Raw genomic sequence first — 26,196 nt, 5'->3', positions numbered from 1 at the left:
AGTGAGAAAAATATGGACAGGCTTGTTACGATCAAGAGCTGCAGATACGGTGTGGAGATCTATCTGGACCCGGAAGCGTCTTTTGAGGTCCTCCTGGAACACATCCGGGAAAAATTCTGCAGTTCTGCCAGATTTTTTGAGGGAGCGCAGGTGGCGGTCTCCTTTCTGGGGCGCAGGCTGAACTATACGGAAGAGCAGGCTGTCTTGAGTCTGATTTCGGAAACAGCAAAGATGGATATTGTCTGTGTCATTGACCAGGATCGGGACCACGAACTGGCATACAGACGCATCGTAGAAAAGACATTATCCGATATTCCGGTAAAGGACGGGCAGTTTTATCGAGGCACATTGGGAAAAAGACAGGTGATCGAGTCGGATACCAGCATTGTGATACTGGGAAATGTAGAGCCGGGGGCCTCCGTCATCGCGAAGGGCAACATTGTCGTGATCGGCGCCCTGTGCGGAAGCGCCCATGCCGGGGCCGCAGGCGATACAAACGCCTGCATCGCGGCTCTTTCCATGCGGCCGAAATCGCTTCGGATCGGGGACGTGGAGACGCCGGGGCCGGCAGCCTGCCGGGAAGGCTTTTGCGGACACGGCCCGAAGATCGCGGCTATGGACGGCAGGAACCGCATTTATCTCGACCCGCTTGTAGGGTAAGCATGAATCCGACAAAACGCGTCACTGGCGCGTTTTGCTGGATACTTCGTAATCAGAAATTGCAGGAGGACAGCAAGAATGGGAGAAGTAATTGTCATTACATCAGGAAAAGGCGGGGTCGGTAAGACCACTACAACGGCAAATATAGGCGTCGGACTGGCACGTTCGGGCAAAAAGGTGATCGTCATTGATACGGATCTGGGACTCAGGAATCTGGATGTGGTCATGGGACTGGAAAACAAGATCGTATACAATCTGGTTGATGTCATTGAGGGAAACTGCCGCGTCAAGCAGGCGCTGATCCGGGACAAGCGTTTCCCGGAGCTGTATCTGCTTCCCTCGGCCCAGACAAGGGACAAATCTTCCGTTTCCCCGGAGCAGATGCAAAAACTGGTGTCGGAGTTAAAGCCGGATTTTGACTACATACTGCTTGACTGCCCGGCCGGAATCGAGCAGGGCTTCCAGAACGCCATCGCGGCGGCGGACCGGGCGGTGATCGTCACCACGCCGGAAGTCTCCGCGATCCGGGATGCGGACCGGATCATCGGCCTTTTGGAGACCCGGGGGATCAAGAAGAACGCCTTGATCATCAACCGGCTCAGGATCGACATGGTGCAGAAAGGGGACATGATGTCCGTGGATGATGTGACGGAGATCCTGGCAATTCCCCTGATTGGCGTGATCCCCGATGACGAGCAGATCGTCATCGCAACCAACCAGGGCGAACCCATCATTGGTACGGACAGCCTGTCAGGCCATGCTTATGACCATATCTGCAGGCGGCTTTTGGGCGAAGAGGTGCCGATCCCGGATTTCAGCCGTCCGGACGGACTGTTCTCACGTATCCGCAGGATGCTGGGTAAAAAGTAGGAGGGCCGCGGCATGATGAGTGTACCTTCCGTTCAGATTGCGAAAAACCGGCTCCATGACCTGCTCAACGCGGACCGGCTGAAATGTACGCCGGATATGGCTGAAAAGTTGTCCTCTGACATATACTACACCATATCCAAATATATCGAGGTCAGACGTGAACACTTTGATCTCAGGATTACACGTTCAGATATACATATCAAATATACGGGAGAGAATGATTGAAGACTTTTATCCAAAATATAAGACAGCGGTATCATTTGAAAGATTATAAATTCAGCCTTGTCGCACTGGTGCTTACGATCTCCGTAATCGGAGTGTTTATCGTCGGCAGTGCGCAGGCTTCCTCGCAGGGAAAGCAGGTGCAGGGGGTCATCTTAGGCGTCATTGCCATGGCCGTGATTTCCCTGATTGATTATGAGTGGGTGCTGAATAATTTTTACTGGCTCATGTATGTGGTGAACATCGCATTTTTAGTTGCCGTTCTGTTGTTTGGAGTCAATACGAACGGCGCGACCCGGTGGCTGAATCTTGGCTTCATCCAGTTCCAGCCTTCCGACCTGACGAAGATTATAACGATTCTGTTCTACGCAAAGCTACTCTCAAAGTATGAACAGGCGATCAATCATATGCGTTTTATTATTGTATCCGTGGTTCTGATGCTGCCTTCGCTGGCGCTGATTTACAAACAGCCGAACCTGTCCAACACGCTCTGTCTGGCAATGCTGTTCTGCGTGCTCATGTATATGGGCGGGTTAAGCTACAAATTCATCCGGACGGTGCTTGTGATATTCGTACCTCTGGCAGTGGTTCTCTTTATCATCGTCATACAGCCGAACCAGCCATTGATCCACCAGTACCAGCAGAACCGCATCCTGGCCTGGCTGGAACCGGAAAAATATGAATCCGAGGAAGCCTACCAGCAGTTAAACTCGATCATGGCCATCGGCTCCGGTCAGCTGACCGGAAAAGGATATAACAGCGACGCGACCACCTCCGTAAAGAACGGAAATTTTATCTCCGAACCGCAGACAGACTTTATTTTTGCAATTATTGGTGAAGAATTGGGATTTGTGGGTTGTTGTGCGGTGATAATTTTGTTATTATTAATAGTAATAGATTGTATTTTGATTGGAATGAAGGCAAAGGATACGGCAGGGCGCATTATCTGCGCCGGAGTTGCCGCGCTGATCGGCATACAGAGCTTCATCAACATCAGCGTGGCTACCATGTTGTTTCCGAATACAGGGATTTCCCTGCCGTTTATCAGCTATGGCATGACTTCGGTCGTATGTTTTTATATGGGGATCGGATTTGTGCTAAACGTCGGGCTTCAGCCGAACAAATATCAGTAGAGGAGAGGGCATATCATGAATATTGGACTGGTTGCACATGACGCGAAGAAAAAATTGATGCAGAATTTTTGTATTGCCTACAGAGGGATCTTGAACAGACACGATCTGTATGCGACTGAGACAACGGGGATTCTAGTGGAAAGTGTGACAAATCTTAACATCCATAAATATCTGGCGGGACATCTCGGCGGCAAGCAGATGCTGGGAGCGCAGATTGAACAGAATGATATGGATCTTATGATTTTTTTCCGCGATCCATTGAGTCCCAGATCGCATGAACCGGATGTAAACGATATCGTCCGGCTGTGTGATGAATATAATATCCCCATCGCCACAAATATCGCCACGGCAGAGGCGTTGATCATGGCACTGGACAGAGGAGATCTGGACTGGAGGGAACTGTACAGATGAAAGGCGGATACGCATGAACAGAGAGCAGCAGGATTTCCGGCAGAGGCCGGCCCAAAGAACAAGAGGGACAGAGCCCGGGAGCAGAGACATAAGAAACCCGCGTGAAGCCCGGAGCAGGGACATAAGAGGCCCTCAGGACCCCCGGAGGAAGAGTCCCAGGCAGGAGCCCTCCGACAGGATGCGGCAGGGCCGCGGGGAGCGGAGACCTGCCGGGAGAAGGAAGCGGCGCAGGCGCAATGCCGTGAAGGGGATGCTGTTATCGTCCGCCCTCCTGATTGTCCTGATCGCTCTGGGCGTGGCCGGATTTCTGTATTACCGTCAGAAGGGAGAGTCGAAGATCCAGTATGCGGCCCTCTATGAGACAAGGCACTATAACCAGAGCCAGTTTCAGGGAGAGCTTTTCGCGCAGGATCTGTGCGTGACGGCAGGAGATGTGGCTTTGGACGGATTTGAGGGAGACCCGACGCTTCATGCAGCGGGCTTATTTGACGTGAACCAGAAGCAGGTTCTGTATGCGGACCGGATGTTCGATGAACTCTATCCCGCAAGCACCACCAAGCTGATGACCGCGTACCTGACGCTAAAGCACGGCAATCTGGAGGATATGGTGACGGTCAGCGAGACGGCCGTGTCTTTTGTAGACCCGGAGGCATCGCTGTGCGGCCTTCAGGTGGGCGACCAGCTGACCCTCTACGACCTGCTGTGCGGCCTGATTCTCCATTCGGGTAATGACAACGCGGCGGTGATCGCGGAGTACATCGGAGGCAGCCAGGAGGGATTTGTGGATATGATGAACCAGGAGGCGCTCTCCATGGGAGCCAGCAAGACCCACTTTCTGAACCCCCACGGCCTTCATGAGGACGGGCACTATACCACGGCCTACGACCTGTATCTGATGTTCAATGCCTGCATCCAGGATCAGCGGTTTCTTGATATCATTGCCATGAAGTCCTACAACGCTACAGTGACGGGTATCGACGGAAGTACCCGCAGCGAGGTATGGCATGCTTCCAATTATTATTCCTCCGGACTGGCCGAGCCGCCTTCCGGGGTGCAGGTCCTGGGCGGAAAGACAGGAACCACGGATCAGGCGGGATCCTGCGTCATCTTGTATCATCTGGACAGCACGGGACGTCCCCTGATCTCGGTGGTGATGGGGGCCAGTGACAAGGAACTGCTGTACAATGATACGACCCGGCTTGTGACGGCGGGAAGCGGCAGTTAAATGTATTTTGGATATGTAATGCGGACAAAGGCGTGCTTTGTACGCCTTTGTCCGCATGATCTGTGTGTGTCCTGACCGGGTCAGGAAGATGTACTGTCAGACATGGTGTCCATTCTTCCATAAAGGCTGATCAGGTAAAGTCCGCACAGTCCAACGAGTGTATAGATAATTCTGGCAAACCAGCTTAGATTTCCAAAAAGGAAGGCAACCAGGTCAAAGCGAAAGATTCCGACCAGGAGCCAGTTAGCCGCACCGATGATTACAAGAGTCAGGGCAGTGTTGTCAAACCACTTCATGTTATTTCCTCCTTTTCACTAGGCTATGCTTTCATTATTGTCAATTTGAAGTGGAAATATACATATAAAAGTGATATACTTTTGTTACGGTTTCCGGCTTTTTTTCAGGCCCGGGACAGAAGCTTTTTTCATCAGATGCAAAGTAAAACAAACAGGAAAGAGCCGCGGAATCTTTTGCGGCACAGAAACCGGAGGAATATGAATTGGCATTTGGCAGGAAGAATTTTGCTAAGATCAGCCAGTATAAGACCCGGCAGGAGATGAACATTGGCATACTGATCTTTACATTGATTTTGATTTATCTGATCGTTACGATTTTTACATACGCGACTTCGAAACGGATCTCCACATACGAAGTCCGCCGGGGAAGCATCGTCAGGGACAATTCCTACAACGGGCTGATCCTAAGGCAGGAAGTGACCGCGGCCGCGGAGTCGAAAGGATACATCAGTTTTTTCCGCAATGAGAACAGCAAGGTAAAGAAGGGAAGCAATATTTACGCCATCTCGCCCATGCGGCTGGATACGGAAGTTTCTACGGAAACAGAAGCGTTTACTCCCGGGGATGAAGTACAGAAAAAACTGACCTTGAAGACGCAGAATTTTAATGAAAATTTTTCACCGCAGAAGTTTTCTTCAGTCTATACGCTGAAGAAAGAAATGACGGAGATCCTAAGCGACGCGTCAAATCAGTCGAAGATGATGCAGCTTGATACATTGATCGCGCAGAACGGCGGCAATATCCATGTCTCCCAGAGTGCGTCAGACGGCATTCTGGTGCGAACCATCGACGGATATGAGAATGTGTCCGAAGGGGCTTTGAAGGCGGAGGATTTTGACCGGACCAGCTACTCGGCCGTCCGGCTGGAGGATCAGGCCGAAGTGCAGGCAGGGGAGATCGTGTACAAGCTTGTGACCGGCGAGGAATGGACGGTCTATATCCAACTGGACAAGGGCACGGCAGAGGAGCTTGCGGATACCACGTATATCAAGACAAGGATTGACAAGGACAATGAGACGGTCTGGGCGGATTTTTCGATCCTGCAGATCGACGGCAGCTACTATGGAAAGCTGGTGTTTGATAACTCCATGATCCGCTATGCGGAAGACCGTTTTTTGAATATAGAACTGATTCTGGAGCAGGAGAGTGGATTGAAGATTCCAAAAAGCGCCGTCATAGAAAAGGAATTTTACGTGGTTCCTGCCGAATATCTGGCTTCCAACAAAAGCGGCACGGCCCAGGGAGTCATGATTGAGAAAAAAAATGACGAGGACGGGACTGTTGAGTCCGTCTTTCAGGCGGCGGATATTTATTATATGACGGAGGACGGGGATTTTTACCTCAATCCGGATGATTTTCCGCATCATACGTCCCTGTTGAAGCCCGGTTCGTCGGAGACGTTTCTTCTGAGGGAGAAAAAGAAGCTCCCCGGCGTGTACAATGTCAACCAGGGATACTCGGTATTCCGGCGCGTCCTAATTCTGTGCGAGAATGCGGATTACTACATCGTGGAGGAGGGAACCTCCTACAGCCTGTCAAATTATGACCACATCGTCTTAGACGGCAATATGGTGGAGGCTTCCGAGGTGGTATTCCAGTAGGGACGGGCTTTTGCGTATGGGTGAAAAGAGATTAAAGGAGAGTTTGGATATGATAAGGGAACAATTGCAGGAAGTGGAAGCGCGGATCGAAGCCGCCTGCGCGCGCGCAGGGCGGAAGCGGGAGGATGTGACCCTCATCGCGGTCAGCAAGACGAAGCCCGTAGAAGCGCTGCGGGAGGCTTACGACCTGGGAATCCGGGTGTTCGGAGAGAATAAGGTTCAGGAGCTGACGGAGAAGTACGACGCGCTGCCCGGGGACATCCGATGGCATATGATCGGGCATCTGCAGACCAATAAAGTGAAATACATCATCGACAAGGCGGAGCTGATCCATTCCGTGGATTCCATCAGGCTGGCCGAGGCCATAGAGAAGGAGGCGGCCAAGAGGGAACGCACCGTGAGAATCCTGGCGGAGGTCAATGTGGCGGAGGAAGAGAGCAAATTCGGCATCCGGATGGACGAGGCGATCCCCTTTATTGAAAAAATTGCCGGGTATCCGCATATACAGGTGTGCGGGCTTATGACAATTGCGCCTTTTGTGGAAAATCCCGAAGAAAATAGGCCAATTTTTAAAAATTTACATAAATTATCTGTTGACATCGCAGGGAAAAACATTGATAATGTTAACGTAAATATACTTTCAATGGGGATGACCAATGATTATGAGGTTGCGATTGAAGAGGGGGCAACTATGGTTCGGGTTGGGACCGGAATCTTTGGTGCCAGGGATTATACGGTCTCTGGTTAGGAAAGTAAGGGCAGCAATAATATTGATTGGAGTGTAAAGATGAGTATTTTTGATAAATTCCTTGACATCATGAAATTAAATGATGATGATGACTACGATGATGATTTCTATGATGACGACGATTTTTACGAGGATGAATACGAGGAGAGGCCCAGGCGTTCCTTTTTCAATAAAAAGACGAACAGTAAAGACAGTTATGATGATTTTGATATGCAGCAGGAGAGCAGCAGGGTGCCTGCACCAGCCAGCAATGTGACTCCTATGCGGCAGCCGGCTTCCAGAAGGGGCGGCGGCATGGGCGCCGGGATGGAGGTCTGCGTGGTGAAGCCGATTTCCGTGGATGACTCCCGGGAGATCACGGAGACCCTTCTTTCGGGACGCACGGTGATCCTGAATCTGGAGGGAATGGATCTGGAGATCGCCCAGAGGATCATTGACTTTATATCCGGGGCTACATTCGCGATCAGCGGCAACCTTCAGAAGATCTCGAATTACATTTTCCTTGTGACTCCGACAAACGTAGACATCACAGGGGATTTGCAGGATCTTCTCAGCAGTTCCATGGATCAGCCGACCGTACGGGGCAGATATTGATGATGAAGGATGAAGAGCTGCTCGCAAAACGGCTGTCGGAACTGTCCCGGCAAGCGTTTCATCGGGGAATCATTACATATACGGATTTTTTGAATCTGAATGAACAGAGTATTCTGCATGCTCTGCCGAAAAATTCCTTATATACGGAATATGTCCTTTTTGGCGGGTATGATGGTGCAGAGCGTCAGATGGCGGCATTCCTGCCTGACGATGCTCTTTCTTTGCGTTGCAGATACGGTGCAGAACAGGAACGTGAGGGCGGCATTCCGCCGGAAGGGGAATTGTTTTCAGACCGGATCGCCGTGCTTGAGATCTCGCCGCTCCATGCGAAGTACGCGGACGAGCTGACCCATCGGGACTATCTGGGGGCGCTGATGAACCTGGGGGTGGAACGGGGAAAGATGGGGGACATCCTGATGGACGATCCCAAGGCTCTGGTCTTTTTAGATGCGAAGCTGAAGGCGTTTGTCATGGAGGAGCTGACCCGGATTCGCCGTACCAGTGTGCAGACGGCGGAGGTGGACTTTCAGGATTTTTCCTATACCCCAAACGTGCAGGAGATCAAAGGCACGGTGTCTTCCGTCAGGCTGGACGCCCTCCTTGCCCTTGCGTTTTCCTCCTCCAGAAGCAGTCTCACCGGATTGATCGGGGCAGGAAAGGTCTTTGTAAACGGAAGGCTTACGACGTCCAACGGCTGTCATATCCGGGAGCAGGATATCATCTCGGTCAGGGGGATGGGGAAGTTTCGGTTCGCAGGGCAGCTTTCTGTGACAAAGAAAAACCGGATCTGTGTATTGATCCATAAGTATATCTGACATGGTGGGGCTTTTGGCTGCCCCATGTCCAAGGAGGAAAAAGGAAAAATGGATGGGCAAAGAGGAACTGTAAGAGACTATCTGACGGCCGCCGTCTGCTGCGCCGCGGCGGTGCTGCTGGATCAGGTTACAAAGCATCTGGCGGTGGTGCATTTAAAGCTGCAGGAGGAGATCGTCCTGATTCCGGGGGTATTTGAGCTGCGTTATCTGGAGAACAGGGGAGCGGCATTCGGCCTGTTTCAGAACCGGCAGATGTTTTTCGCCGCAGCCGCGGTGATTATTTTTGTCCTGATCGGCTTTTTCTATGGAAAGATTCCCGGAGGGCGCAGGTTTCTTCCTATGCGGATCTGCGCGGTTCTGATCTGCGCGGGCGCGGTGGGCAATCTGATCGACAGGATACGCTTTCAGTATGTGGTGGATTTTTTCTATTTCAGCCTGATTGATTTCCCAATCTTCAATGTGGCGGACTGCTATGCGGTGGCTGCCTGTTTTTTGTTCGGTTATTTGATCCTGTTCTTCTATAAGGAGGAGGAACTGGAGTGGTTTGCATTGTTTAAGAGCAAGTGAGCGTAAGAGGCAGCAAAATTGCGCCCGGTAAGGAGTATGGATGGCCTGGAATGACGAGGGAACCGTGTTTGAATTTAGAATGGAAGAGGGCGGATCGGAGCGGATTGACAAATTACTGTCTTTACGGCTTTCGGATTTTTCCAGATCCTACCTGCAGAAGCTGATCCGGGAGGGGGCTGTCCTGGTCAACCAGAAAACGGTGAAGGCCAATCACAAGGTGAATCCCGGGGACTGGGTGCGGGTAACGGTACCAGAGCCCGAACAGCCGGATATCTGCCCGGAGAAGATCCCTCTGGACATCCTCTATGAGGACGAAGAAGTGTTGGTGGTGAATAAGCCCAAGGGGATGGTCGTACATCCCGCGCCCGGCCATTACAGCGGGACTTTGGTCAACGCCGTCATGCATCACTGCCAGGGGAAGCTGTCCGGGATCAACGGGGTGACCCGGCCGGGAATCGTCCACCGGATCGACCGGGATACCACAGGCTCTCTTGTGATCTGCAAAAGCGACCGGGCCCATCAGTCCCTTGCAGAGCAGCTCAAAGAGCATTCCATTACCCGCAGATACCGCGCCGTCGTGCTTGGAGTCATAGAAGGGGAGGGCGGTACAATCAGCGCGCCCATCGGACGTCATCCGGCGGATCGGAAAAAGATGAGTACCCTTGGAGGCAAAAAGCACGCAGTGACCCATTATACGGTGCTGGAGCGCTTTTACAACGACAGCCTGCCCGCAGTACGCCGCTGTGTCTTTGGGGGCTCTAAGGGGGGAAATACCAGGGGATACACGTATGTGGAATGCACGTTAGAGACCGGGCGCACCCATCAGATCCGGGTGCATATGTCCAGCATCGGACATCCCATCCTGGGGGATGAGGTATACGGCCCGGCCAAATGCCCGTTTTCCCTTACAGGGCAGACGCTGCATGCAAAGACATTAGGCTTCCTTCATCCGGTTACCGGGGCATATATGGAATTTGACGCGCCGCTTCCGGATTATTTTGAGGAGCTCCTCTGCACACTACGAAATTGATTTCGTAAGAATTAGACAAAAAATTGCGAAGGATTCTTGTAAAATATGTTCATATTCGATATAATAGAAAGAAAAGGCAGTTTATAGACGTAAAGGAGAGTGGGTTGCTTATGAAAACAAACACAATTATCACAATCGGCAGACAATATGGAAGTGCGGGAAGAGAGATAGGCTATAAAATTGCCGATGACCTTGGGATCAAGCTCTATGATAAAGAGATGCTTGCAAGAGCGGCGAAGGAGAGCGGCATCTGCGAAGAGATCTTTGAAAACCACGATGAGAAGCCTACCAACAGCTTTTTGTATTCCCTTGTGATGGATACCTATTCCATGGGCTATACGGGGAACACGTATACGGACATGCTGATCAACCATAAGGTATTTTTAGCCCAGTTTGACGCCATTAAGAAGATTGCGGATGAGGGGCCCTGCATTCTCGTCGGAAGATGCGCCGACTATGCACTGGAATCCTATGACAATGTTGTAAGTGTTTTCATACATGCGGATATGGACGCCCGCATACGCCGGATTGCACGGATCTACGATCTGCCGGATAACAAAGCAAAAGATAAGATCACCAAAACAGACAAGAAGCGCGCAAGCTATTACAATTATTATACGAATAAACGCTGGTCGGATGCTGTCAGCTACGAATTGTGCTTAAACAGCTCCCAGCTTGGAATAGAGGGCACCGCCCACATTATTGAGGAATATATTGCTAAGAAAGAAAGTATCTCTTCCGAGCAGAGGAGAATTTAATATAGAATCTAATATAGAATCTGATAGAATGACAAAACAGATATGAATAAAGTCCCGGCAGACGCATAAAAAGGTCAGGCCGGGGCTTTTTTGCGCCCCTCGCGGGGCGGCTTTTTGGTACAGATCCAGTATGGTTTTTATTCAGGTTGTTTTTTTCGATGTGTATTTGGGAAACGTTCCGGCCATCCTTGTATATTCCCGCTTAAGACGGCACGAAACATCCGTTCCCTGGCCCCTGGATGCTCCTGGTTGAGTGTTAGCACCAGTTCTTTTGCATATTGGCGTTTGGTATATCCGTCAACGGGGCATTTTTTCTCTGCTGCGGGGAGCTGATATTTGTTTTGGAAACCGACGATATCGGCCTCCCCCAAAAACATCAGGGGACGTATCACCGTCAGGTCCATCCGGTCCAGATAGGTTTTTGGGGAAAAGGAATGGAACCGGCCCTCAAAGATCAGGGAGAGCAGCATGGTCTCAATGATATCGTCCATATGGTGGCCGTAAGCCACCTTATTACAGCCCATTTCCTTTACAGCCTGGTTCAGGGCACCTTTGCGCATTTTCGCGCACAGGGAGCAGGGATTGGACTCTCTGCGCAGGTCAAAGAGAATATGGTAGATATCCGAATCTACGATCCGGTAGGGAACCTGCAGGTCGGCGCACAATGCCCGGACCGGCTCCAGGTCAAAATCCGGAAAGCCAAGATCCACCGTAACGGCGCTCAGCTCAAAATGCTTAGGATAGAATCTTTTGAGTCCATGGAGGGCGTAGAGCAGGGTCAGGCTGTCCTTGCCCCCGGAGATCCCGACCGCAATATGGTCCCCCTCCTGGATCATCCGATATTCATCAACGGCTTTTCTTGTAATACTCAGTAAACGCTGCAATTGCATCCCTTATCATCCTTTCGTAATCTGATAGTAAAAAGCGGTGTCCGGCGTCAGGATTTCGCCCTCAGGCGGTTTTCGGCGGGCCTGATAGATGGGCTTTTATATCCGCAGTGCCGAAGGTGGCCGGAGACTGCCCGGCAATCAGGGTTCCCGAAGCTTCACGGCACCTGCCGCCTGCCGTCTGCGGTTCTCATCGATGGCCGCATAGTGCTTCTTCGTGGTGTTGACGTCCTTGTGGCCTAAGACGTCCGCGACCAGGTAGATATCCCCGGTTTCCTTGTACAGGGCCGTGCCGTAGGTACTGCGCAGCTTATGGGGCGTAATTTTCTTGTTCGGGGTGACCTCCCGGGCATATTTCTTCACCATGTTTTCCACGGCCTGTACGCCGATTCTGCGGCGCTGGGTGGAGAGAAACAGGGCGTTTTCATGGCCGGACAGGGGAGTAATGGCCTTCCTTGTTGTGTACAGGTACATTTTCAGTGCGTGTTCCACTTCCTCACCAAAGTAGACAACCATCTCATTGCCGCCTTTTCGGACGACTTTGATGCCGTTATTCTTAAAATCCACGTCCTGGATGTCCAGACCTACGCATTCCGAGACACGGATGCCGGTGCCCAGCAGCAAAATAATGATGGCGAAATCCCGGTTTTTTGTCTTTTCGTAGTAGCGTTTTCTCTGTCCGGTGAACTCGCTGCCTCCATGCTCAATATAGTCCAAAAGCATGGCCACCTCGTCCGTATCCAGGCGGATGATCGCCTTGTCATGGAGCTTCGGCATGTCCACAAGGAGGGCCGGATTCTTAGAAATGACCTGGTGCTTGAAAAAATATCCGTAAAAGCTCCTCAGCGCGGACATTTTGCGGGATAATCCCTTTTCGGCATTGGTAATCTGTTTTTCCTCCGGATTTTTGTAAACCTTCAGATATTCCTGGTATTCCTCGATATCAATGGGCTCGATGCGCTCTAAGTCCTGTACCGTGAACTGATCCACGGAATACTGCCTGTAGACCGGGTTATTCTCCATCAGAAAATGGAAAAACACCCGGATATCGTAAGCATAAGAAATCCGGGTCCGTGTGGATGTCTGTGGTTCCACAGCCCGGAAATAATCCTTTGCAAACGGAGGCAGCGTCTTTAAAATCTCACGTAAGCGCAAGGTATCGTCAATATAAAGCTGTTCATGATATGTTTTTGTATTTGTATCAGCCATGATAAAAACCTCCCCGGATTTTCTCGATTTCCCGATATTATAGCATGGATCTCTCTTTTTGTCTACATCTTTTGGAAAAATCGGTATTTGTCGTATAGATCTATTTTAGAACTATTGCTGTTTACATCTATTTTCCTGATAGGCATAGTCGGACGAAAAAAGCAAACAGATACGGCGCAGAGTCCGCTGGAAAATGATTTATAAAATGATGGATCCTCACAGGGATTTGCAGACAGCAAAAGCCGGTATGCCGATTCCGGTCTGAGAGTCCGGGAGACATACCGACTTTATACAAATATTCCACCTGTACGGTTGCTAATTCGAAGTCGCACTTTCATTACAATAAATTGCATAAAAATGTGACTTCGGATTGCAACCGTACAGGTGGCAAATATTCAAAGGTGAGTATGAAAAGGCATGTACGCAATCCTTTTCATACTGGAAGAACCTGGCCGCCGGATCTCAGCGGCTGGTTCCGGTCCGCAAGGCAATTGTCTTGTGTACATGTGGGGACATGCGCACTGCTGGCTCATTGCTTCGCGGGAAGGGCTACTGCTGATTGTTCATCTGGTCGGACGCCGCGCGAACCTGGTAAAAGGTGCATGACGCTGTAAACAGTAACCCGAATACTGATGTATATCAAATAACGTGGGGACGTCTATTGATATCTGAAAAAATAAGGGGTTTTAAGCAAAAATACTGTAAATTCCTATGGAATGTATTATTGTATACAAATTCTGGAGTGCTTTTCTGCAATTTGGAATTTGTACTCAAAAACGGCTGTTCAAATTGTATACATGTATTCTTTTGAAAGCAAAATAAAAAAAGTGAAAACTCACCTGCAGGAAACAAAAAAGTATATAAACAAATGTTCGCACCTGCATTATCAAGTATATATCAGGAGATGTTACTTGTCAATATTTATTTTAGAAAAAGACCAGGAATCTTATAAAATTCTTAAAAAAATGAAAAAACGAACATATTTTCGCAACAAGTGTTTGCTTTTTTTGGCCGACTATGCTATCATGAAAACAGATAAAAAATCGTCGATCCAATGATTCATATGACTAGGAGGTCTGTTTATGTCGCAGGGAAAGATCACAAAAAAGCAGGAAGAGATTTTAACATACATAAAGTCCCAGATTTTATGCCGCGGTTTTCCGCCTTCGGTACGGGAGATCTGTGAAGCCGTCCATTTGAAGTCCACCTCTTCTGTCCACTCTCACCTTGAGACCCTGGAGAAAAACGGCTACATCCATCGGGATCCCACCAAGCCGCGGGCGATTGAGATACTGGATGATACGTTCAACCTGACCAGGCGTGAAGTGGTGAATGTACCGGTGATCGGCCATATTGCGGCAGGTGAGCCGCTTCTGGCCCAGGAGAATATTGAGAATTATTTTCCGATTCCTATGGAGATGCTTCCGAACAAACAGACCTATCTCCTCATCGTACAGGGGGAAAGCATGGTGAATGCCGGGATTTTAAACGGCGATTATGTCCTGATCCAGGAGCAGAACACGGCTTCCGACGGGGATATGGTGGCTGCGCTGATCGAAGACGGCGCCACGGTCAAGACCTTTTACAGGGAGAACGGCTACATTCGCCTGCAGCCGGAGAATGACTATATGGATCCGATCATCGTACAGAATCCGCTTATCTTAGGCAAAGTGATCGGCGTATTCCGCTTCTTTAAATAGAAAAACTATTTCCAACCGCACAGATGGGACTATTTTCTATAGAACAAAAACCCTCAGCAGTCGCTTCTGCAATTGCTGAGGGCCGATGATGCGTCCTTATTCCAGATTTTCGATTTCAATACTCTTTCCGTCCCGCCAGATGCGTTCCAGATCATAGAACAGACGGTTTTCCCTGTCAAACACATGCACGATGATGTCCCCGAAGTCCATCAGGATCCATCGGCCCGTTCCGTATCCTTCTCTCTGCTTTACAGAATAGCCCGCCTTTTCCAGTTCTTCTTCCACGTTGTCTACCATTGCGCGGATCTGGCTTTCATTGGAGCCGCTTGCAATGAGAAAGTAATCGGCAAGCACGGAGATTCCTTCGATATCGATGATCTTAATATCCTCTCCCTTTTTATCCTCCAGTGCGCGGTACGCAATTTTGGCCATTTCTTTTGACTGTTCCACGATAATCCTCCTTCCATCCGCATTATTTCAGCGCTGTTTTATAGTACTCGTAAGTCCTCTGCGTCATAGGGTCTATGGAACGCTTCGAATGCTTTAGATACTGCAAGGTTGCTTCGGCACACCGGCAGACCGCCTGGTCGATCTCCGTAAAAGACAGCTTCCGGATCTCAGGCAGGCCCGGGATCATCTTCCGCCCCGGCTCAATATAATCGGCCAGGTAGATGATCTTTTCCAGCATGGACATATCAGGCCGTCCGGTGGTGTGATATCGGATCGCGTCCAGGATTCTGGGATTGTCAATCCCGTATTTTTTCTCGGCAAGGCAGGCGCCGAGTTTGGCATGGATCAGAGCGTGCACTTCTGCTTCTGCCCTCTCCAGCCGGATCTCATACTTCTGGCACTGCCGGAGCTGCTTTTCGATGGAGGGATATTTTCCGCAGTCATGCAGAAGTCCCGCGCTCAGCGCTTCCTCCAGATTTTCCCCATACCGCATGGCAAGGGAGCCAGCCGTATACATGACGCCTAACGTATGCTGATAACGCTCTTTTTTCAGTTTATGCTTCAGTTTTTTCTGAATCTTCTCCAAATCTGCCATCGTCTGCTTCCCTCTTCTGATACAAGTGATTTTTTCTGATATATTCCGCCACAGCGTCCGGCACCATATAACGGATGCTCTGCCTCCTAGAAGCCCGCTGGCGAAGGGTGGTTGAAGAGATCTCCAAAAGCGGCGCCTGAAGGATGCAAACCCTTGCCCCATAAGCCTGCTCCAGATATTGGATCTGTCCCTGCATATCCGTTATGTCCTTGTCATCCCGCATGGCGGCCAGGATGGTACATGTGGGAAAAATCTCCCGAAAACACTTCCACGTCTCAATGGAAAACAGAGAATCCGCCCCCAGGATGAAATAAAAATCATTCCCGGGATAGAGCGCATTCAACTCTCCCATCGTTTTATAAGTGTAGGAATGCACCGATTCATCTGCTTCATGCAGACAAAGCTTAAAGTAAGGCACATCCCGGATTGCCCGGCGGATCATCTCCACCCGCAGCTGCAGGGCGCACTCGTCTTTACGCCGCTTATGGGGGGGATTGCCGTTGGGCAGAAACCAGATTTCCCCCAGGCCAAACTCCTCATATGCAAATTGTCCCAACAGCAGGTGCCCGATGTGGATCGGGTCAAATGTTCCGCCCATGATACCGATCTTCATCCTGTCACCTACTTCTGATTGAACCCGCGTTTTCTGCCGGCGGACTGTTTCGCTTCCGGCTCCCGCCTGCCGGGATCGGAGGGCCAGAGGATTTTCTTTTTGTCATCCTTGCCTTCCTTATATAATACAATCTTCTTCCCGATGACCTGCACCACCTGGGAACGGGTGCGCTCTGCCACCAGCTCGGCAAGCTCCCTGGGATCGTCCGCGCAGTTCTGAAGCACGCTGATCTTGATCAGCTCCCTGGCTTCCAGCGCCTCCGCGATTGCCTCGGTGAGCCCCGGCGTCATGCTGGATTTTCCGATCTGGAAGATGGGCTCCATGGTCATGGCAAGGCTTTTTAAATAGGCTCTCTGCTTTGTTGTCATATTTATATTTCTCCGTTTTACAATTCACTCTTTAAGTATTCAAACTGCAGGCCGTACATCCGCACCGTATCCCCGTCCTGGATTCCGGCTGCCTCCAGCTCGTCCAGGATGCCGGTATTTTTCAGGAAACGCTGGAAAAATACGAAGCCTTTTTCAGCATCCAGGTTGGTATATCCGAGCATTTTTTCGATCTTCGGCCCTTCCACTACATACATGCCGTCCACAAATTCCACGCTGTACGGCAGTTCCTCATAGATCAGCTCATCCTCCGGGAAATATTCCTGTTCAAATACGACCGGCTTGTGATCCATCTGCTCCAACTTCTCCGAGACATAATACAGCAGTTCCTTAAGCCCCTGGCCGGAAACACCGGAAATGGGAAATACCGGAATCCCCTTCTGCTCAAATTCTGCCCGGAGACGTTTTACAGGATCCTCATCCCCGGAATAGATCAGATCCGTTTTGTTGGCTGCGATCACCTGCGGCCTGTCGGCAAGCTCCTGGTTGTAGGCCCGCAGTTCCTGGTTGATCTTATGGATATCATCTACAGGATCACGGCCTTCGGTTCCCGCCGCATCCACCACATGGATCATGAGCTTGGTCCGCTCAATGTGCCGCAGAAATTCATGTCCCAGCCCAACTCCCTCGGATGCTCCCTCGATGAGGCCGGGGATATCGGCCATGACAAAGCCCTTTCCATTGTCCAGATCCACCACGCCCAGATTGGGATTCAGCGTCGTAAAATGATAGTTGGCGATCTTGGGATCCGCATTTGTCACCCGGGACAAAAGCGTGGATTTTCCAACATTTGGAAATCCGATCAGCCCTACATCCGCAATGACCTTCAGCTCTAAGAGCACCTCCAGCTCCATGGCCGGCTTTCCAGGCTGTGCGTACTTGGGTACCTGCATGGTGGCTGTGGCAAAATGCTGGTTTCCCAGTCCGCCCTTGCCACCTTTGAGCACGATCTGCCGCCGGTTGTCTCCGGACATGTCCGCAATGACCTTCTGCGTCTTTGCTTCCTTCACCACAGTTCCCTCCGGGACCTTGAGTACCAGGTCTTTGCCGTTCTTGCCGTGACAGCGACGCTTGCCGCCCTCTTCCCCGTCTCCTGCCGCATACTTCCGTTTGTGCCGGTAATCCACCAGCGTATTCAGCCCTTCATCGACTTCAAAGATCAGATCGCCGCCCTTGCCGCCGTCTCCGCCGTCCGGTCCTCCATTTGCTACATACAATTCCCGCCGGAAACTGCAGTGTCCGTTGCCGCCCTTTCCGGAGCGGATCGATATTTTTGCCCTGTCCGCAAACATACATACTCTCCTATCACCAAAATTCAAACAATCCTGAAATGGTACGCCAATAGAAAAACCTGCCGCCGGCAGCTTCTGCATACGATACATACAAAAAACCTGTCACCGGCAGCCTTTCTTTATACGATGGCATAGATAAACAAGGCAGGAAATGCTTCCTGCCTTGTAGGGACTCACTTATTCTGCCTTCGGATAGATAGAAACCTGCTTCAGATCTCTTCCTTTTCTCTCAAAACGTACAACACCGTCAACCAGGGCAAACAATGTATCATCGCCGCCGCGACCTACGTTCATACCCGGATGGATCTTTGTTCCGCGCTGTCTGTAAAGGATGTTGCCAGCCTTGACAAACTGTCCGTCAGCCCTCTTGGCACCTAATCTTTTTGACTCGGAGTCACGTCCGTTCCTTGTGGAACCAACTCCCTTTTTATGAGCAAAAAACTGAAGGTTCAGATTCATCATGATAATTACACCTCCTTGAAAATGATATCAATGTATGGTTCATATTCGCTGTTCTCTTCCAGACTCTCCAGACCAAGAATCATGGTATTGATCAGCAGATCCGCATCATGCGAAGGCCGTCTGCGGAAGCGGAACTCAATGGTTCCCTCCTCCTCATCGCTGACGTGGCTTGTCTCATCCTCGGTAAAGGCTTCCATGGCATTCATCGTATTGATGACAAGCATGGAAACCGCCGCGCACACGACATCCTTTCCGGGATCCGAAAATTCGGCGTGGCCCTTCACGTCAAAGCCTGTATATACATGATGTTCATTTACATAAATGGTTATCCGGATCATCTGGATTATGCGTTGATCTTTTCAATCTTTACTGCTGTGTACTGCTGTCTGTGGCCGTTCTTTTTGTGGTATCCTGTCTTCCTCTTGTACTTGTAGACAATGACCTTTTTGCCCTTTCCGTCGCCTAAAACGGAAGCGGTTACGGTCGCGCCGTCTACCACAGGATTCCCAACAACAAGACTCTCATTATTCACCGCAAGAACCTGGTCAAATGTATAAGTCTCCCCAGCTTCCACACCAAGCTTTTCTACTTTAATGATATCGCCTTCGGATACTTTGTACTGTTTACCACCTGTTGCTATGATCGCGTACATATGGCACCTCCTATTATCATTACTCGCCAGCTTCGGTGTCTGCAGATCTGATCCCGGCTCATACAGCTTCCCGAAAAAACGGGACTGCAGCCGGTTCGGAAACGCAGAACTTCAAAAACCCCGCTGTGCGGCATACTCATAAAATATACCATGCAGACTTTACAAAGTCAAGAGTTTCTTTGCATTTTCCGAAAGAATCTGCGCTTTTTCTGCATCGGCCAGATCCAGCTTTTGGAAATACTCCAGGGACTCCTTCTGACCGGACCAGGGGGAATCGGTGGCAAATAAGATCCGCTTTGTTCCATGGTTTCTGCAGATGCGGATCAACTGCTCATCCGGAATCCGGCCGAATACTACGGCCGTGTCAAACCAGACATCCCGTCCCACAAGCTCCTGCTCCACCTCGTCCCAATGCAGGAAGCCGCCCAGATGCGCAAGCACCAGCCTGTCAGGTGCCACCTCGTCTATGACCTCTCTTGCCATGGCCGGGGTGCAGTGTACGCAGTCCGGATATCCGGGATCAAAGCCGGCATGTACGGAGACGATCATTTCCAGCTCGCTTGCATAGGAAATGATGCGCTTATACCGGATGTCATTGAAAAAGGTCCCCTGGTAATCCGGATGGAGCTTGATCCCGATAAATCCATGGTCTCTCAGATACCGCAACTTCCCCTTATAATCTTCGTTTTCCGGGTGGATTCCGCCGAAAGACAGGATGGGCCCCTCGCGGTACTGCTCCGCGAAACGGTTGACGCTCTCAAACTGCTCCGGATTCGTGACCACCGGAAGGGCTACGCAACACGCAATCCCCGCGTCCTTCGCAGAAGACAGAAGTCCCTGGGGCGTGCCCTCTGTAAAGGGAGCGGTTTTGCATCTCTCGCTTAGAAACCGGAGGGTCTTTCCGGCAATCTTTTCCGGAAACATATGTGTATGAAAATCGATCATTTCTGCCTCCTAATTATACCGGAAACAATCAGATCCGTGTCTCTACAAAGATCTCATACAGGGCGCGGATCGCGTTTTTGAAGTCATCGTGGCGGACGCCTACGATGATGTTCAGCTCACTGGAGCCCTGGTCGATCATCTTCACGTTGATATGGGCATGTGCCAGGGAGGAGAAAATCCTTCCGGCTGTCCCGCGGGTGGCCTTCATACCCCGGCCTACCACGGCGATCAGGGCCAGATCCGACTCCAGTTCGATATGGTCCGGATGGACGGCCTTGTGAATCCCGGCAATGACCTGCTGCTCCTTCTCCTCAAAGATATCCTTGTGGACAAAGATGGTCATGGTATCAATCCCGGAGGGCATGTGCTCGATGGAGATCTCATTTTCTTCAAAGACCTGCAGCACCTTGCGGCAGAAGCCTACCTCAGAATTCATCATCGCTTTTTCGATGGTGATGGACACAAAGCTGTCTGTGCCCGCGATCCCGGTGATGGTGTATCTGGGCTGCCGGCAGGTGCCCTCCACGATGAGGGTGCCTTTGTCCTCGGGCTGGTTCGTATTGCGGATATTGATGGGGATACCTGCCTTTCTCACCGGAAAGATGGCATCCTCATGGAGCACGCTTGCCCCCATGTAGGACAATTCCCGCAACTCCTTATAAGTAATGGTCTCAATGGCCTTTGGGTTCTGGACGATCCTGGGGTCCGCAATGAGGAACCCGGATACATCGGTCCAGTTCTCGTACAGGTCCGCCTGCACGGCCAGGGCAACCAGGGAACCGGTGATATCGGAGCCGCCTCTGGAAAAGGTCACAATGGTACCGTCCTCCATGGCCCCGTAAAATCCGGGTATCACCGCCCCGGAGGAATTGAGAAGCCTTTCGGCCAGAAGGGTGTTGGTGGTCTCCTCGTCGAACAACCGGTCCATGTCGAAACGAACCACCTCCGCGGCGTCGATAAACTCGAATCCAAGATAAGCGGCCATGATCTTGCCGTTGAGGTATTCGCCTCTGGACGCGGCATAATCCCGCCCGATCTTTTTTCCGAAATTTTCCCGGATTGTTTTAAATTCCTCTTCCAGAGAAATGGAAAGCTTCAGGCCGTCGATGATCTCCTGATAGCGGGCCTTGATGGCCTCCATCTGCTCTGTAAAATCCTTTTCCCGGATGGCTGCGCCGTAGCAGCTATAGAGCATATCCGTTACCTTGGTATCCTCTGCATAACGCTTTCCCGGTGCGGAAGGCACCACGTAGATCCTGGTCTTGTCTGCCCGGATGATCCTTGCGGCCTTCTTAAACTGCCCTGCGCTTGCCAGGGAGCTTCCTCCAAATTTCACTACTTTTTTCATAATTCCGGTTTCCTCCATGTACCTGTTGCCAGATGTTTCCTAAGAAGCATTCCTAAAATAACTGAATTTGAATCTGTTCCATACTGCCGCAGATTCCATCGGCTGCAATTATTTCAGGAATGATCCATAGCAGCATTCGCTGTCGCCGGCACGCTTTGTATATTTTGATTCATCGATGTAAAGAACCGCCCTCCTCCAGTCAAAACGGATGTATGACGGTCGAATCATATTATAACGCTTTCCGAAAAGGTTGTAAATCAAAACTTTTATTTTTGCAGCACATCCGCATATTCCGCGCCGGCGGCGCGCTTTAGATCCTCCGGGCTGAGTTTTAACTGCATCCCGATCTTCCCGCCGCTGACATAGATCCGGTCAAGTGTCCGGGCGCTTTCGTCCAGAACGGCGGGAAATTTTTTCTTCATCCCGATGGCCGTGCAGCCGCCCCGTACATATCCGGTGACCTTCGTGATCTCCTTCACGGGCAGCATTTCCACAGACTTCTCTCCCACTGCCCTGGCCGCCTTTTTCAGATCCAGCTCCGCCTCGATGGGGATCACAAATACAAAATGCTCCCCGCTTTTGCCGGTAGTGACCAGCGTCTTGTAAACCAGCTCATGGGGCAGGCCGGTTAAGTCCGCGGTGGAAATGCCGCTTACAAACTCCGGGCATTCATAGGTCAGGTATTCATAAGGAATCTTCAGTTTTTCCAGCATCCGCATGGCGTTGGTTTTCAGTTCTTTCTTTCCCATTTGATGTCCCCCCTTATCAAGGCAGATTGTTTGACCCGCAGCACTCATGCAGCGGCTTTCTGAGCTTCTTTCTGGTTACCTCCACAAGCTGCAGCGCGGTTACGTCCACCAGCGTGGTCTGGATCGGGTCCAGAGAAAGAACTTTTCGAAATTCCCGCAGCAATAGCTGCATATCCTCTGCTTTTTCCATGTTGATAAAATCCACCACAATGATCCCGGAGAGGTTCCGAAGCCGGATCTGCTTGGCGATCTCCCGGGCCGCTTCCAGGTTCATCTGCAGAAAGGCATCGGGACGGCTCTTTTTGGAGACGCATTTTCCGGAGTTGACATCCACCACAGTCAGCGCTTCGGTAGGCTGTATGATCAGATAGCCGCCGTGCTTTAACCAGACCCGCTCCCTCAGTGCCCCTTCCAGGACGGATCGGGTGCTGTAAAGGTTCCCCAGGGACAGAAGTGGGTCTTCATACAGGCGAAGCTTTTCCACAAATTCCGGCTGCTCCCGGCGGGAATATTCCAGGATCTCCTCATAGAGCTCCCGGTCTTCCACAAGGATCTCCGAGAGTCCTTCGGTATATACGTTTTTCAGATCCGTGAGATACGGCCTGGCGGCTGTATACAGGCAGGAAAAACAGGTTCGGGAGAGGGAGATGCGCTTTAATTCCTGAAAACGGCTTCGAAGCTTGGAGAGCTCCTCCAGCACGGTTTCGGAAGGCACATCTTTGGCGTTGGTGCGCACGATCACCCCGTATTCCTCGTTTTTCCAGTCCTGCAGGCGCTCTTTATAATCCTCCCGAAGGGGCCTGGGAAGCTTGGCGGACACGCCGATCCTGGTGTTGCCGGAGGTCAGCACCGCATAACGCCCCGTCAGGCTGATATTGCTGCTGACCGTGGGCGCCTTTGTCTTCACCGCTTCCCGGCTTACCTGCACGAGAAGCTCATCACCGATGCACAGCGGCTTTTTTCCCGCTTTTTTGGTAAAGATGGCATGGGAAACCTGGCTCACATCGTAGTAGCAGTTGATGCCGCCGATGTCCACAAACGCCGCCCCGATATTGGCCACGATGTTTTGGACCTTTCCGATATAAATATTGCCCAGCACGGCCTGCTGCCCCTGCGTCTCCTGCTGAGGGCCCGGATGGATCTCCACGATCTCCCCGTCTTCTATAAAATAAGTACAGATGTATTCCTCTTCTTTAATGATCAGAATTTTCCTCGTCATTCCATATCCTTCCCCAATGCGTCCAACGGTACGAGCCTGCGGATGCCGGCCGCTTTTTCCGTCTCAGAGGCCAGATCCGCGTACATCTCCAGCCTGTGCCGGCTCAGTCCGGCAGAAGCCTCACAGATTCCGGCAAACTGATACAATGCACACATCACAAGCTCCGGTTTCAGGTTCTCCACGCTTCCCGCGGCGAGCTGGAGATATATGCCGGATTTCGTAAGCTCCATCCGGTAGATCAGCGGACGGATGTTGACCTCCTGTTCACTGCGTTTGGTCTGTTTCAGAACCACAATCTCCTGCTGCCGTAAAAAATCGGTGATTATTTTCTCTGTAATAGCCGCCCCATCCGTTTCATTTTTAAAGCCCACCAGATAATCGGCCGCCGCCACGATGGCCATGCCGGTCATTTTCTTTTCCTCCGCGATCTGCCGGAAGCTGACCACTTCGATTCCTTCGGCCGTCACCTCGTTCATCCTTCGAACGGCTTCAGAACTGGAAATAGGTTCTGAGAGTTCTATATCAAAATATTCCCCCTCGCTGGTCAGTCCGATCCCCAAGGGACTTGCAAAGGACATGATCATATGGGGGTTGTACCCTGCCGTAAAGGCGATGGGGATCTGTGCCCTGCGCATCACCTTCTGGAAAAAGCGCATCACGTCCAGATGGCCGATAAACCGGAGACTTCCGTATTTTTTAAACTTCACTCTTACCTTCATGACATACCCCTCCTCCAAAGCCGGATGCCCCGCAGCCGGAACACTGCTGCCGGCAGTTGGGCGTTACGGTTTCTTTCATGGCAAGCTCCCATTCCCTGCGTAGAAACGTCCTGCTCACGCCGATTTCGATGAAATCCCAGGGAAAGAGCTCCTCTTCGCTCCTGCTCCGCAGGGTGTAAAAATCCGGATCTACGCCGGTATTTTCAAACGCCTGCATCCAGGGCTCATTGTGGAAAGTCTCTGTCCAGGAATCGAACAGGCAGCCCAGGCGGTAAGCCTCTTCCAGGACAGGCCCCACCCTCCGGTCTCCCCGGGCGAAGACGCCTTCCAATATGGTCACCTCGGCATCGTGCCAGTTGTACTTTAGGCTCTTTCGGTTGAGCTGGCCTGCAAACGCGTGCTTCACCACGGCGGCCCTGCGCACATACTCCTCTGCCGGACACATGGAGGCCCACTGGAATGGAGTAAAGGGCTTGGGCACAAAGAAGGAGGTGCTGGCCGTGATCTGGCATTTTCCATGCCGCTGTTCCTTTGGAATCTCGTAATAGGTCCGGGCTACCTTGTCCGCTAAGACCGCGATCTCCTGCATATCCTCTTCGGTCTCCGTGGGAAGCCCCAGCATGAAGTACAGCTTCACCTTTGACCAGCCTCCCGCAAACGCCTGTCCGGCTCCCTCCAGGATGTCCTCCTCGGTCAGCCCTTTATTGATTACGTTGCGCATCCGCTGGGAGCCGGCCTCGGGCGCGAAGGTCAGGCTGCTCTTGCGGATATCCTGAACCTTCTGCATGGCATCCAGGGAAAAAGCGTCTATCCGCAGGGAGGGCAGGGAAATGTTGATCCCCCGTCCCTGGTATTCCTCGATCAGGAACGTGACCAGCTCCTGCAGCCCGGAGTAATCGCTGGAACTCAAAGAGCTGAGACAGATTTCCTCATGCCCGGTATTGTCCAGCATGGTTCTGGCATACTGCTTCAAGGTCTCTGCGCTCCGCTCCCGGGTGGGCCGGTAGATCATCCCGGCCTGGCAGAACCGGCATCCCCGGATGCACCCCCGCATGATTTCCAGCACCACCCGGTCCTGGGTGGCCTTGATAAAGGGAACCACAGGATTCATGGGATACACCGCTTCGTCCATGGCCATGACGGCCTGCTTCTTCACCTTTGCCGGGGCATGGGGGCTTAACGGCCTGAAATCTGCCAGGGTGCCGTCCTCATGGTAGGACGGTTCATAGAGCCCCGGGACATAGATTCCTTCAATCCCGGCCGCGCATTCCAGAAATTGAAGCCGGCTGTTCCCTTCCCGGCGGCAGCGCTTGTAGGTATCCAGGAGCTGGTCGTAGACCGTCTCCCCTTCCCCGATATAAAACAGGTCGAAAAACTCCGCCAAAGGCTCCGGATTGTAGGCGCAGGGCCCTCCGCCGATGACGATGGGGTCCTCCCAGGTGCGGTCTGCGCTGTGCAGGGGGATCTGGCTTAAGTCCAGGATCTGCAGCACATTGGTATAGCACATCTCATATTGGAGGGTGATGCCCAGGAAGTCAAACTTACGGACCGGTTCCTGGGATTCCAGTGCGAATAAGGGGATCTGCTGCTCCTTCATGATCTTGTGCAGATCCACCCAGGGGGAATAGACCCGCTCGCACCAGACGTCCTCCCGGCGGTTGAACATGTCGTAGAGGATCTGGATGCCTAAGTGAGACATGCCGATTTCATAGACGTCCGGAAAACACATGGCGAAGCGGATGTCCACTTTTTCAGTGTCTTTCATGACACTGTTCACCTCGCCGCCGGTATAGCGGGCGGGTTTCTCGATATTCAGTAATATTTCATCAGTTAAGGCTAGTTTTCTCATAGGATTCCTTTCGGTTTTTGTATATAGTTTACGATATTCTCCGGCATTGCCGTTCAAAAACAGACAGCATCTGTTGGAACTCAATTGCCAATATTATATACATTTTAAGGAAGAACTTCAAGCAAATATCCTAAATGTCTTACAAGTTCCCATACTATTCTTCTAATATGGAATTTATTGCCCTTATCCAA

At 51.3% G+C, this 26,196-nt stretch carries 30 protein-coding genes and 1 pseudogene; 14 read left to right on the top strand and 17 right to left on the bottom strand.

Translation table 11 applies throughout. The features are described from left to right. The first annotated feature begins 12 nt into the window (after positions 1 to 12). From EBB54_RS09105 to EBB54_RS09080, 6 genes are all read left to right on the top strand, one after another. Entirely contained in the window at positions 13 to 660 is a 648-nt protein-coding gene (locus EBB54_RS09105) for a septum site-determining protein MinC (protein ID WP_125127182.1), read from the top strand. A 78-nt stretch (positions 661 to 738) separates the two neighbouring features. Next, the gene (gene minD / locus EBB54_RS09100) at positions 739 to 1,530 is read left to right on the top strand and encodes a septum site-determining protein MinD (RefSeq protein ID WP_004079029.1); all 792 of its coding nucleotides are present in this window, start codon (positions 739 to 741) and stop codon (positions 1,528 to 1,530) included. Between the two features lie 15 nt (positions 1,531 to 1,545). Continuing rightward, positions 1,546 to 1,755, top strand: coding sequence for a cell division topological specificity factor MinE (locus tag EBB54_RS09095; protein ID WP_044990677.1), 210 nt, complete (start codon positions 1,546 to 1,548; stop codon positions 1,753 to 1,755). Beyond that, positions 1,752 to 2,885 (top strand): FtsW/RodA/SpoVE family cell cycle protein, encoded by a 1,134-nt coding sequence (locus EBB54_RS09090; RefSeq protein ID WP_125127181.1) that lies wholly within the window; start codon positions 1,752 to 1,754, stop codon positions 2,883 to 2,885. The genes EBB54_RS09095 and EBB54_RS09090 overlap by 4 nt, the downstream gene beginning before the upstream one ends. Positions 2,886 to 2,900: 15 nt before the next feature. Then, positions 2,901 to 3,296, top strand: a complete 396-nt coding sequence (locus EBB54_RS09085; protein ID WP_004079042.1) for a methylglyoxal synthase — start codon at positions 2,901 to 2,903, stop codon at positions 3,294 to 3,296. Positions 3,297 to 3,309: 13 nt separating this feature from the next. Then, a complete protein-coding gene (locus EBB54_RS09080) occupies positions 3,310 to 4,521 on the top strand; it encodes a D-alanyl-D-alanine carboxypeptidase family protein (protein WP_125127180.1) in 1,212 nt (403 codons plus the stop codon). A gap of 80 nt (positions 4,522 to 4,601) precedes the next feature. Here the strand turns inward: EBB54_RS09080 and EBB54_RS09075 are convergent, their stop codons facing one another. Continuing rightward, entirely contained in the window at positions 4,602 to 4,817 is a 216-nt protein-coding gene (locus EBB54_RS09075) for a DUF378 domain-containing protein (RefSeq protein WP_004079045.1), read from the bottom strand. Positions 4,818 to 5,020: 203 nt separating this feature from the next. Between EBB54_RS09075 and EBB54_RS09070 the strand changes: the two genes are divergently transcribed. The 7 genes from EBB54_RS09070 to EBB54_RS09040 all read left to right on the top strand — a co-directional run bounded on the left by EBB54_RS09070 (position 5,021) and on the right by EBB54_RS09040 (position 10,930). Beyond that, entirely contained in the window at positions 5,021 to 6,418 is a 1,398-nt protein-coding gene (locus EBB54_RS09070) for an HlyD family efflux transporter periplasmic adaptor subunit (RefSeq protein ID WP_125127179.1), read from the top strand. A 49-nt stretch (positions 6,419 to 6,467) separates the two neighbouring features. Further along, the gene (locus tag EBB54_RS09065; protein WP_125127178.1) at positions 6,468 to 7,166 is read left to right on the top strand and encodes a YggS family pyridoxal phosphate-dependent enzyme; all 699 of its coding nucleotides are present in this window, start codon (positions 6,468 to 6,470) and stop codon (positions 7,164 to 7,166) included. 39 nt (positions 7,167 to 7,205) lie between these two features. Next, a complete protein-coding gene (locus EBB54_RS09060) occupies positions 7,206 to 7,760 on the top strand; it encodes a cell division protein SepF (protein ID WP_004079051.1) in 555 nt (184 codons plus the stop codon). Then, entirely contained in the window at positions 7,760 to 8,575 is an 816-nt protein-coding gene (locus EBB54_RS09055; RefSeq protein WP_004079053.1) for a YlmH family RNA-binding protein, read from the top strand. The genes EBB54_RS09060 and EBB54_RS09055 overlap by 1 nt, the downstream gene beginning before the upstream one ends. A 48-nt stretch (positions 8,576 to 8,623) precedes the next feature. Next, a complete protein-coding gene (lspA, locus tag EBB54_RS09050) occupies positions 8,624 to 9,142 on the top strand; it encodes a signal peptidase II (protein ID WP_193554344.1) in 519 nt (172 codons plus the stop codon). Positions 9,143 to 9,182: 40 nt separating this feature from the next. Further along, entirely contained in the window at positions 9,183 to 10,172 is a 990-nt protein-coding gene (locus EBB54_RS09045) for an RluA family pseudouridine synthase (protein WP_193554343.1), read from the top strand. A gap of 110 nt (positions 10,173 to 10,282) precedes the next feature. Further along, positions 10,283 to 10,930 carry a cytidylate kinase-like family protein gene (locus tag EBB54_RS09040; RefSeq protein WP_125127177.1) on the top strand — a complete coding sequence of 216 codons (648 nt, stop codon included), beginning with the start codon at positions 10,283 to 10,285 and terminating at the stop codon, positions 10,928 to 10,930. Positions 10,931 to 11,067: 137 nt separating this feature from the next. On the opposite strand, the gene EBB54_RS09035 is transcribed toward EBB54_RS09040, so the two are convergent. Together EBB54_RS09035 and EBB54_RS09030 are read right to left on the bottom strand one after the other, a co-directional pair. Next, positions 11,068 to 11,820 (bottom strand): tRNA lysidine(34) synthetase, encoded by a 753-nt coding sequence (locus tag EBB54_RS09035; protein ID WP_125127176.1) that lies wholly within the window; start codon positions 11,818 to 11,820, stop codon positions 11,068 to 11,070. 138 nt (positions 11,821 to 11,958) lie between these two features. After that, positions 11,959 to 13,026 carry a tyrosine-type recombinase/integrase gene (locus EBB54_RS09030; protein WP_004079064.1) on the bottom strand — a complete coding sequence of 356 codons (1,068 nt, stop codon included), beginning with the start codon at positions 13,024 to 13,026 and terminating at the stop codon, positions 11,959 to 11,961. A gap of 1,082 nt (positions 13,027 to 14,108) precedes the next feature. Between EBB54_RS09030 and lexA the strand changes: the two genes are divergently transcribed. Beyond that, positions 14,109 to 14,726, top strand: coding sequence for a transcriptional repressor LexA (gene lexA, locus EBB54_RS09025; RefSeq protein ID WP_004079066.1), 618 nt, complete (start codon positions 14,109 to 14,111; stop codon positions 14,724 to 14,726). Between the two features lie 96 nt (positions 14,727 to 14,822). Here the strand turns inward: lexA and rsfS are convergent, their stop codons facing one another. From rsfS to EBB54_RS08955, 14 genes and pseudogenes are all read right to left on the bottom strand, one after another. Beyond that, entirely contained in the window at positions 14,823 to 15,176 is a 354-nt protein-coding gene (rsfS, locus tag EBB54_RS09020) for a ribosome silencing factor (protein ID WP_125127175.1), read from the bottom strand. 22 nt (positions 15,177 to 15,198) lie between these two features. Further along, positions 15,199 to 15,771, bottom strand: coding sequence for a bis(5'-nucleosyl)-tetraphosphatase (symmetrical) YqeK (gene yqeK / locus EBB54_RS09015; RefSeq protein ID WP_125127174.1), 573 nt, complete (start codon positions 15,769 to 15,771; stop codon positions 15,199 to 15,201). Beyond that, complete coding sequence (nadD, locus tag EBB54_RS09010; protein ID WP_125127173.1) at positions 15,731 to 16,384, bottom strand: nicotinate-nucleotide adenylyltransferase; 654 nt, start codon at positions 16,382 to 16,384, stop codon at positions 15,731 to 15,733. Before nadD ends, yqeK begins: the two co-directional genes overlap by 41 nt. A gap of 80 nt (positions 16,385 to 16,464) precedes the next feature. Continuing rightward, positions 16,465 to 16,752: pseudogene (gene yhbY / locus EBB54_RS09005) on the bottom strand (ribosome assembly RNA-binding protein YhbY); the annotation flags it as partial. A 17-nt stretch (positions 16,753 to 16,769) separates the two neighbouring features. Next, positions 16,770 to 18,062 carry a GTPase ObgE gene (obgE, locus tag EBB54_RS09000; RefSeq protein ID WP_004079076.1) on the bottom strand — a complete coding sequence of 431 codons (1,293 nt, stop codon included), beginning with the start codon at positions 18,060 to 18,062 and terminating at the stop codon, positions 16,770 to 16,772. Positions 18,063 to 18,239: 177 nt separating this feature from the next. Continuing rightward, complete coding sequence (rpmA, locus tag EBB54_RS08995; RefSeq protein ID WP_004079078.1) at positions 18,240 to 18,524, bottom strand: 50S ribosomal protein L27; 285 nt, start codon at positions 18,522 to 18,524, stop codon at positions 18,240 to 18,242. Positions 18,525 to 18,529: 5 nt separating this feature from the next. Further along, positions 18,530 to 18,862 carry a ribosomal-processing cysteine protease Prp gene (locus EBB54_RS08990; protein ID WP_004079079.1) on the bottom strand — a complete coding sequence of 111 codons (333 nt, stop codon included), beginning with the start codon at positions 18,860 to 18,862 and terminating at the stop codon, positions 18,530 to 18,532. Positions 18,863 to 18,867: 5 nt separating this feature from the next. After that, entirely contained in the window at positions 18,868 to 19,176 is a 309-nt protein-coding gene (gene rplU / locus EBB54_RS08985; RefSeq protein WP_016294032.1) for a 50S ribosomal protein L21, read from the bottom strand. Between the two features lie 159 nt (positions 19,177 to 19,335). Further along, the gene (locus EBB54_RS08980) at positions 19,336 to 20,121 is read right to left on the bottom strand and encodes an amidohydrolase family protein (RefSeq protein ID WP_125127171.1); all 786 of its coding nucleotides are present in this window, start codon (positions 20,119 to 20,121) and stop codon (positions 19,336 to 19,338) included. Between the two features lie 28 nt (positions 20,122 to 20,149). Beyond that, complete coding sequence (locus tag EBB54_RS08975) at positions 20,150 to 21,469, bottom strand: aspartate kinase (RefSeq protein ID WP_125127170.1); 1,320 nt, start codon at positions 21,467 to 21,469, stop codon at positions 20,150 to 20,152. 266 nt (positions 21,470 to 21,735) lie between these two features. Further along, entirely contained in the window at positions 21,736 to 22,218 is a 483-nt protein-coding gene (ybaK, locus tag EBB54_RS08970; protein WP_125127169.1) for a Cys-tRNA(Pro) deacylase, read from the bottom strand. A 16-nt stretch (positions 22,219 to 22,234) separates the two neighbouring features. Next, the gene (locus tag EBB54_RS08965) at positions 22,235 to 23,437 is read right to left on the bottom strand and encodes a ribonuclease E/G (protein ID WP_125127168.1); all 1,203 of its coding nucleotides are present in this window, start codon (positions 23,435 to 23,437) and stop codon (positions 22,235 to 22,237) included. Then, positions 23,434 to 24,156 (bottom strand): TIGR03936 family radical SAM-associated protein, encoded by a 723-nt coding sequence (locus tag EBB54_RS08960; RefSeq protein WP_004079091.1) that lies wholly within the window; start codon positions 24,154 to 24,156, stop codon positions 23,434 to 23,436. The genes EBB54_RS08965 and EBB54_RS08960 overlap by 4 nt, the downstream gene beginning before the upstream one ends. Beyond that, complete coding sequence (locus tag EBB54_RS08955; RefSeq protein ID WP_125127167.1) at positions 24,134 to 26,005, bottom strand: TIGR03960 family B12-binding radical SAM protein; 1,872 nt, start codon at positions 26,003 to 26,005, stop codon at positions 24,134 to 24,136. Before EBB54_RS08955 ends, EBB54_RS08960 begins: the two co-directional genes overlap by 23 nt. Positions 26,006 to 26,196: the final 191 nt, after the last annotated feature.

Source organism: Schaedlerella arabinosiphila, assembly GCF_003885045.1.
Classification (GTDB): domain Bacteria; phylum Bacillota; class Clostridia; order Lachnospirales; family Lachnospiraceae; genus Schaedlerella; species Schaedlerella arabinosiphila.
This window is presented reverse-complemented; position numbering and strand designations above follow the sequence as displayed.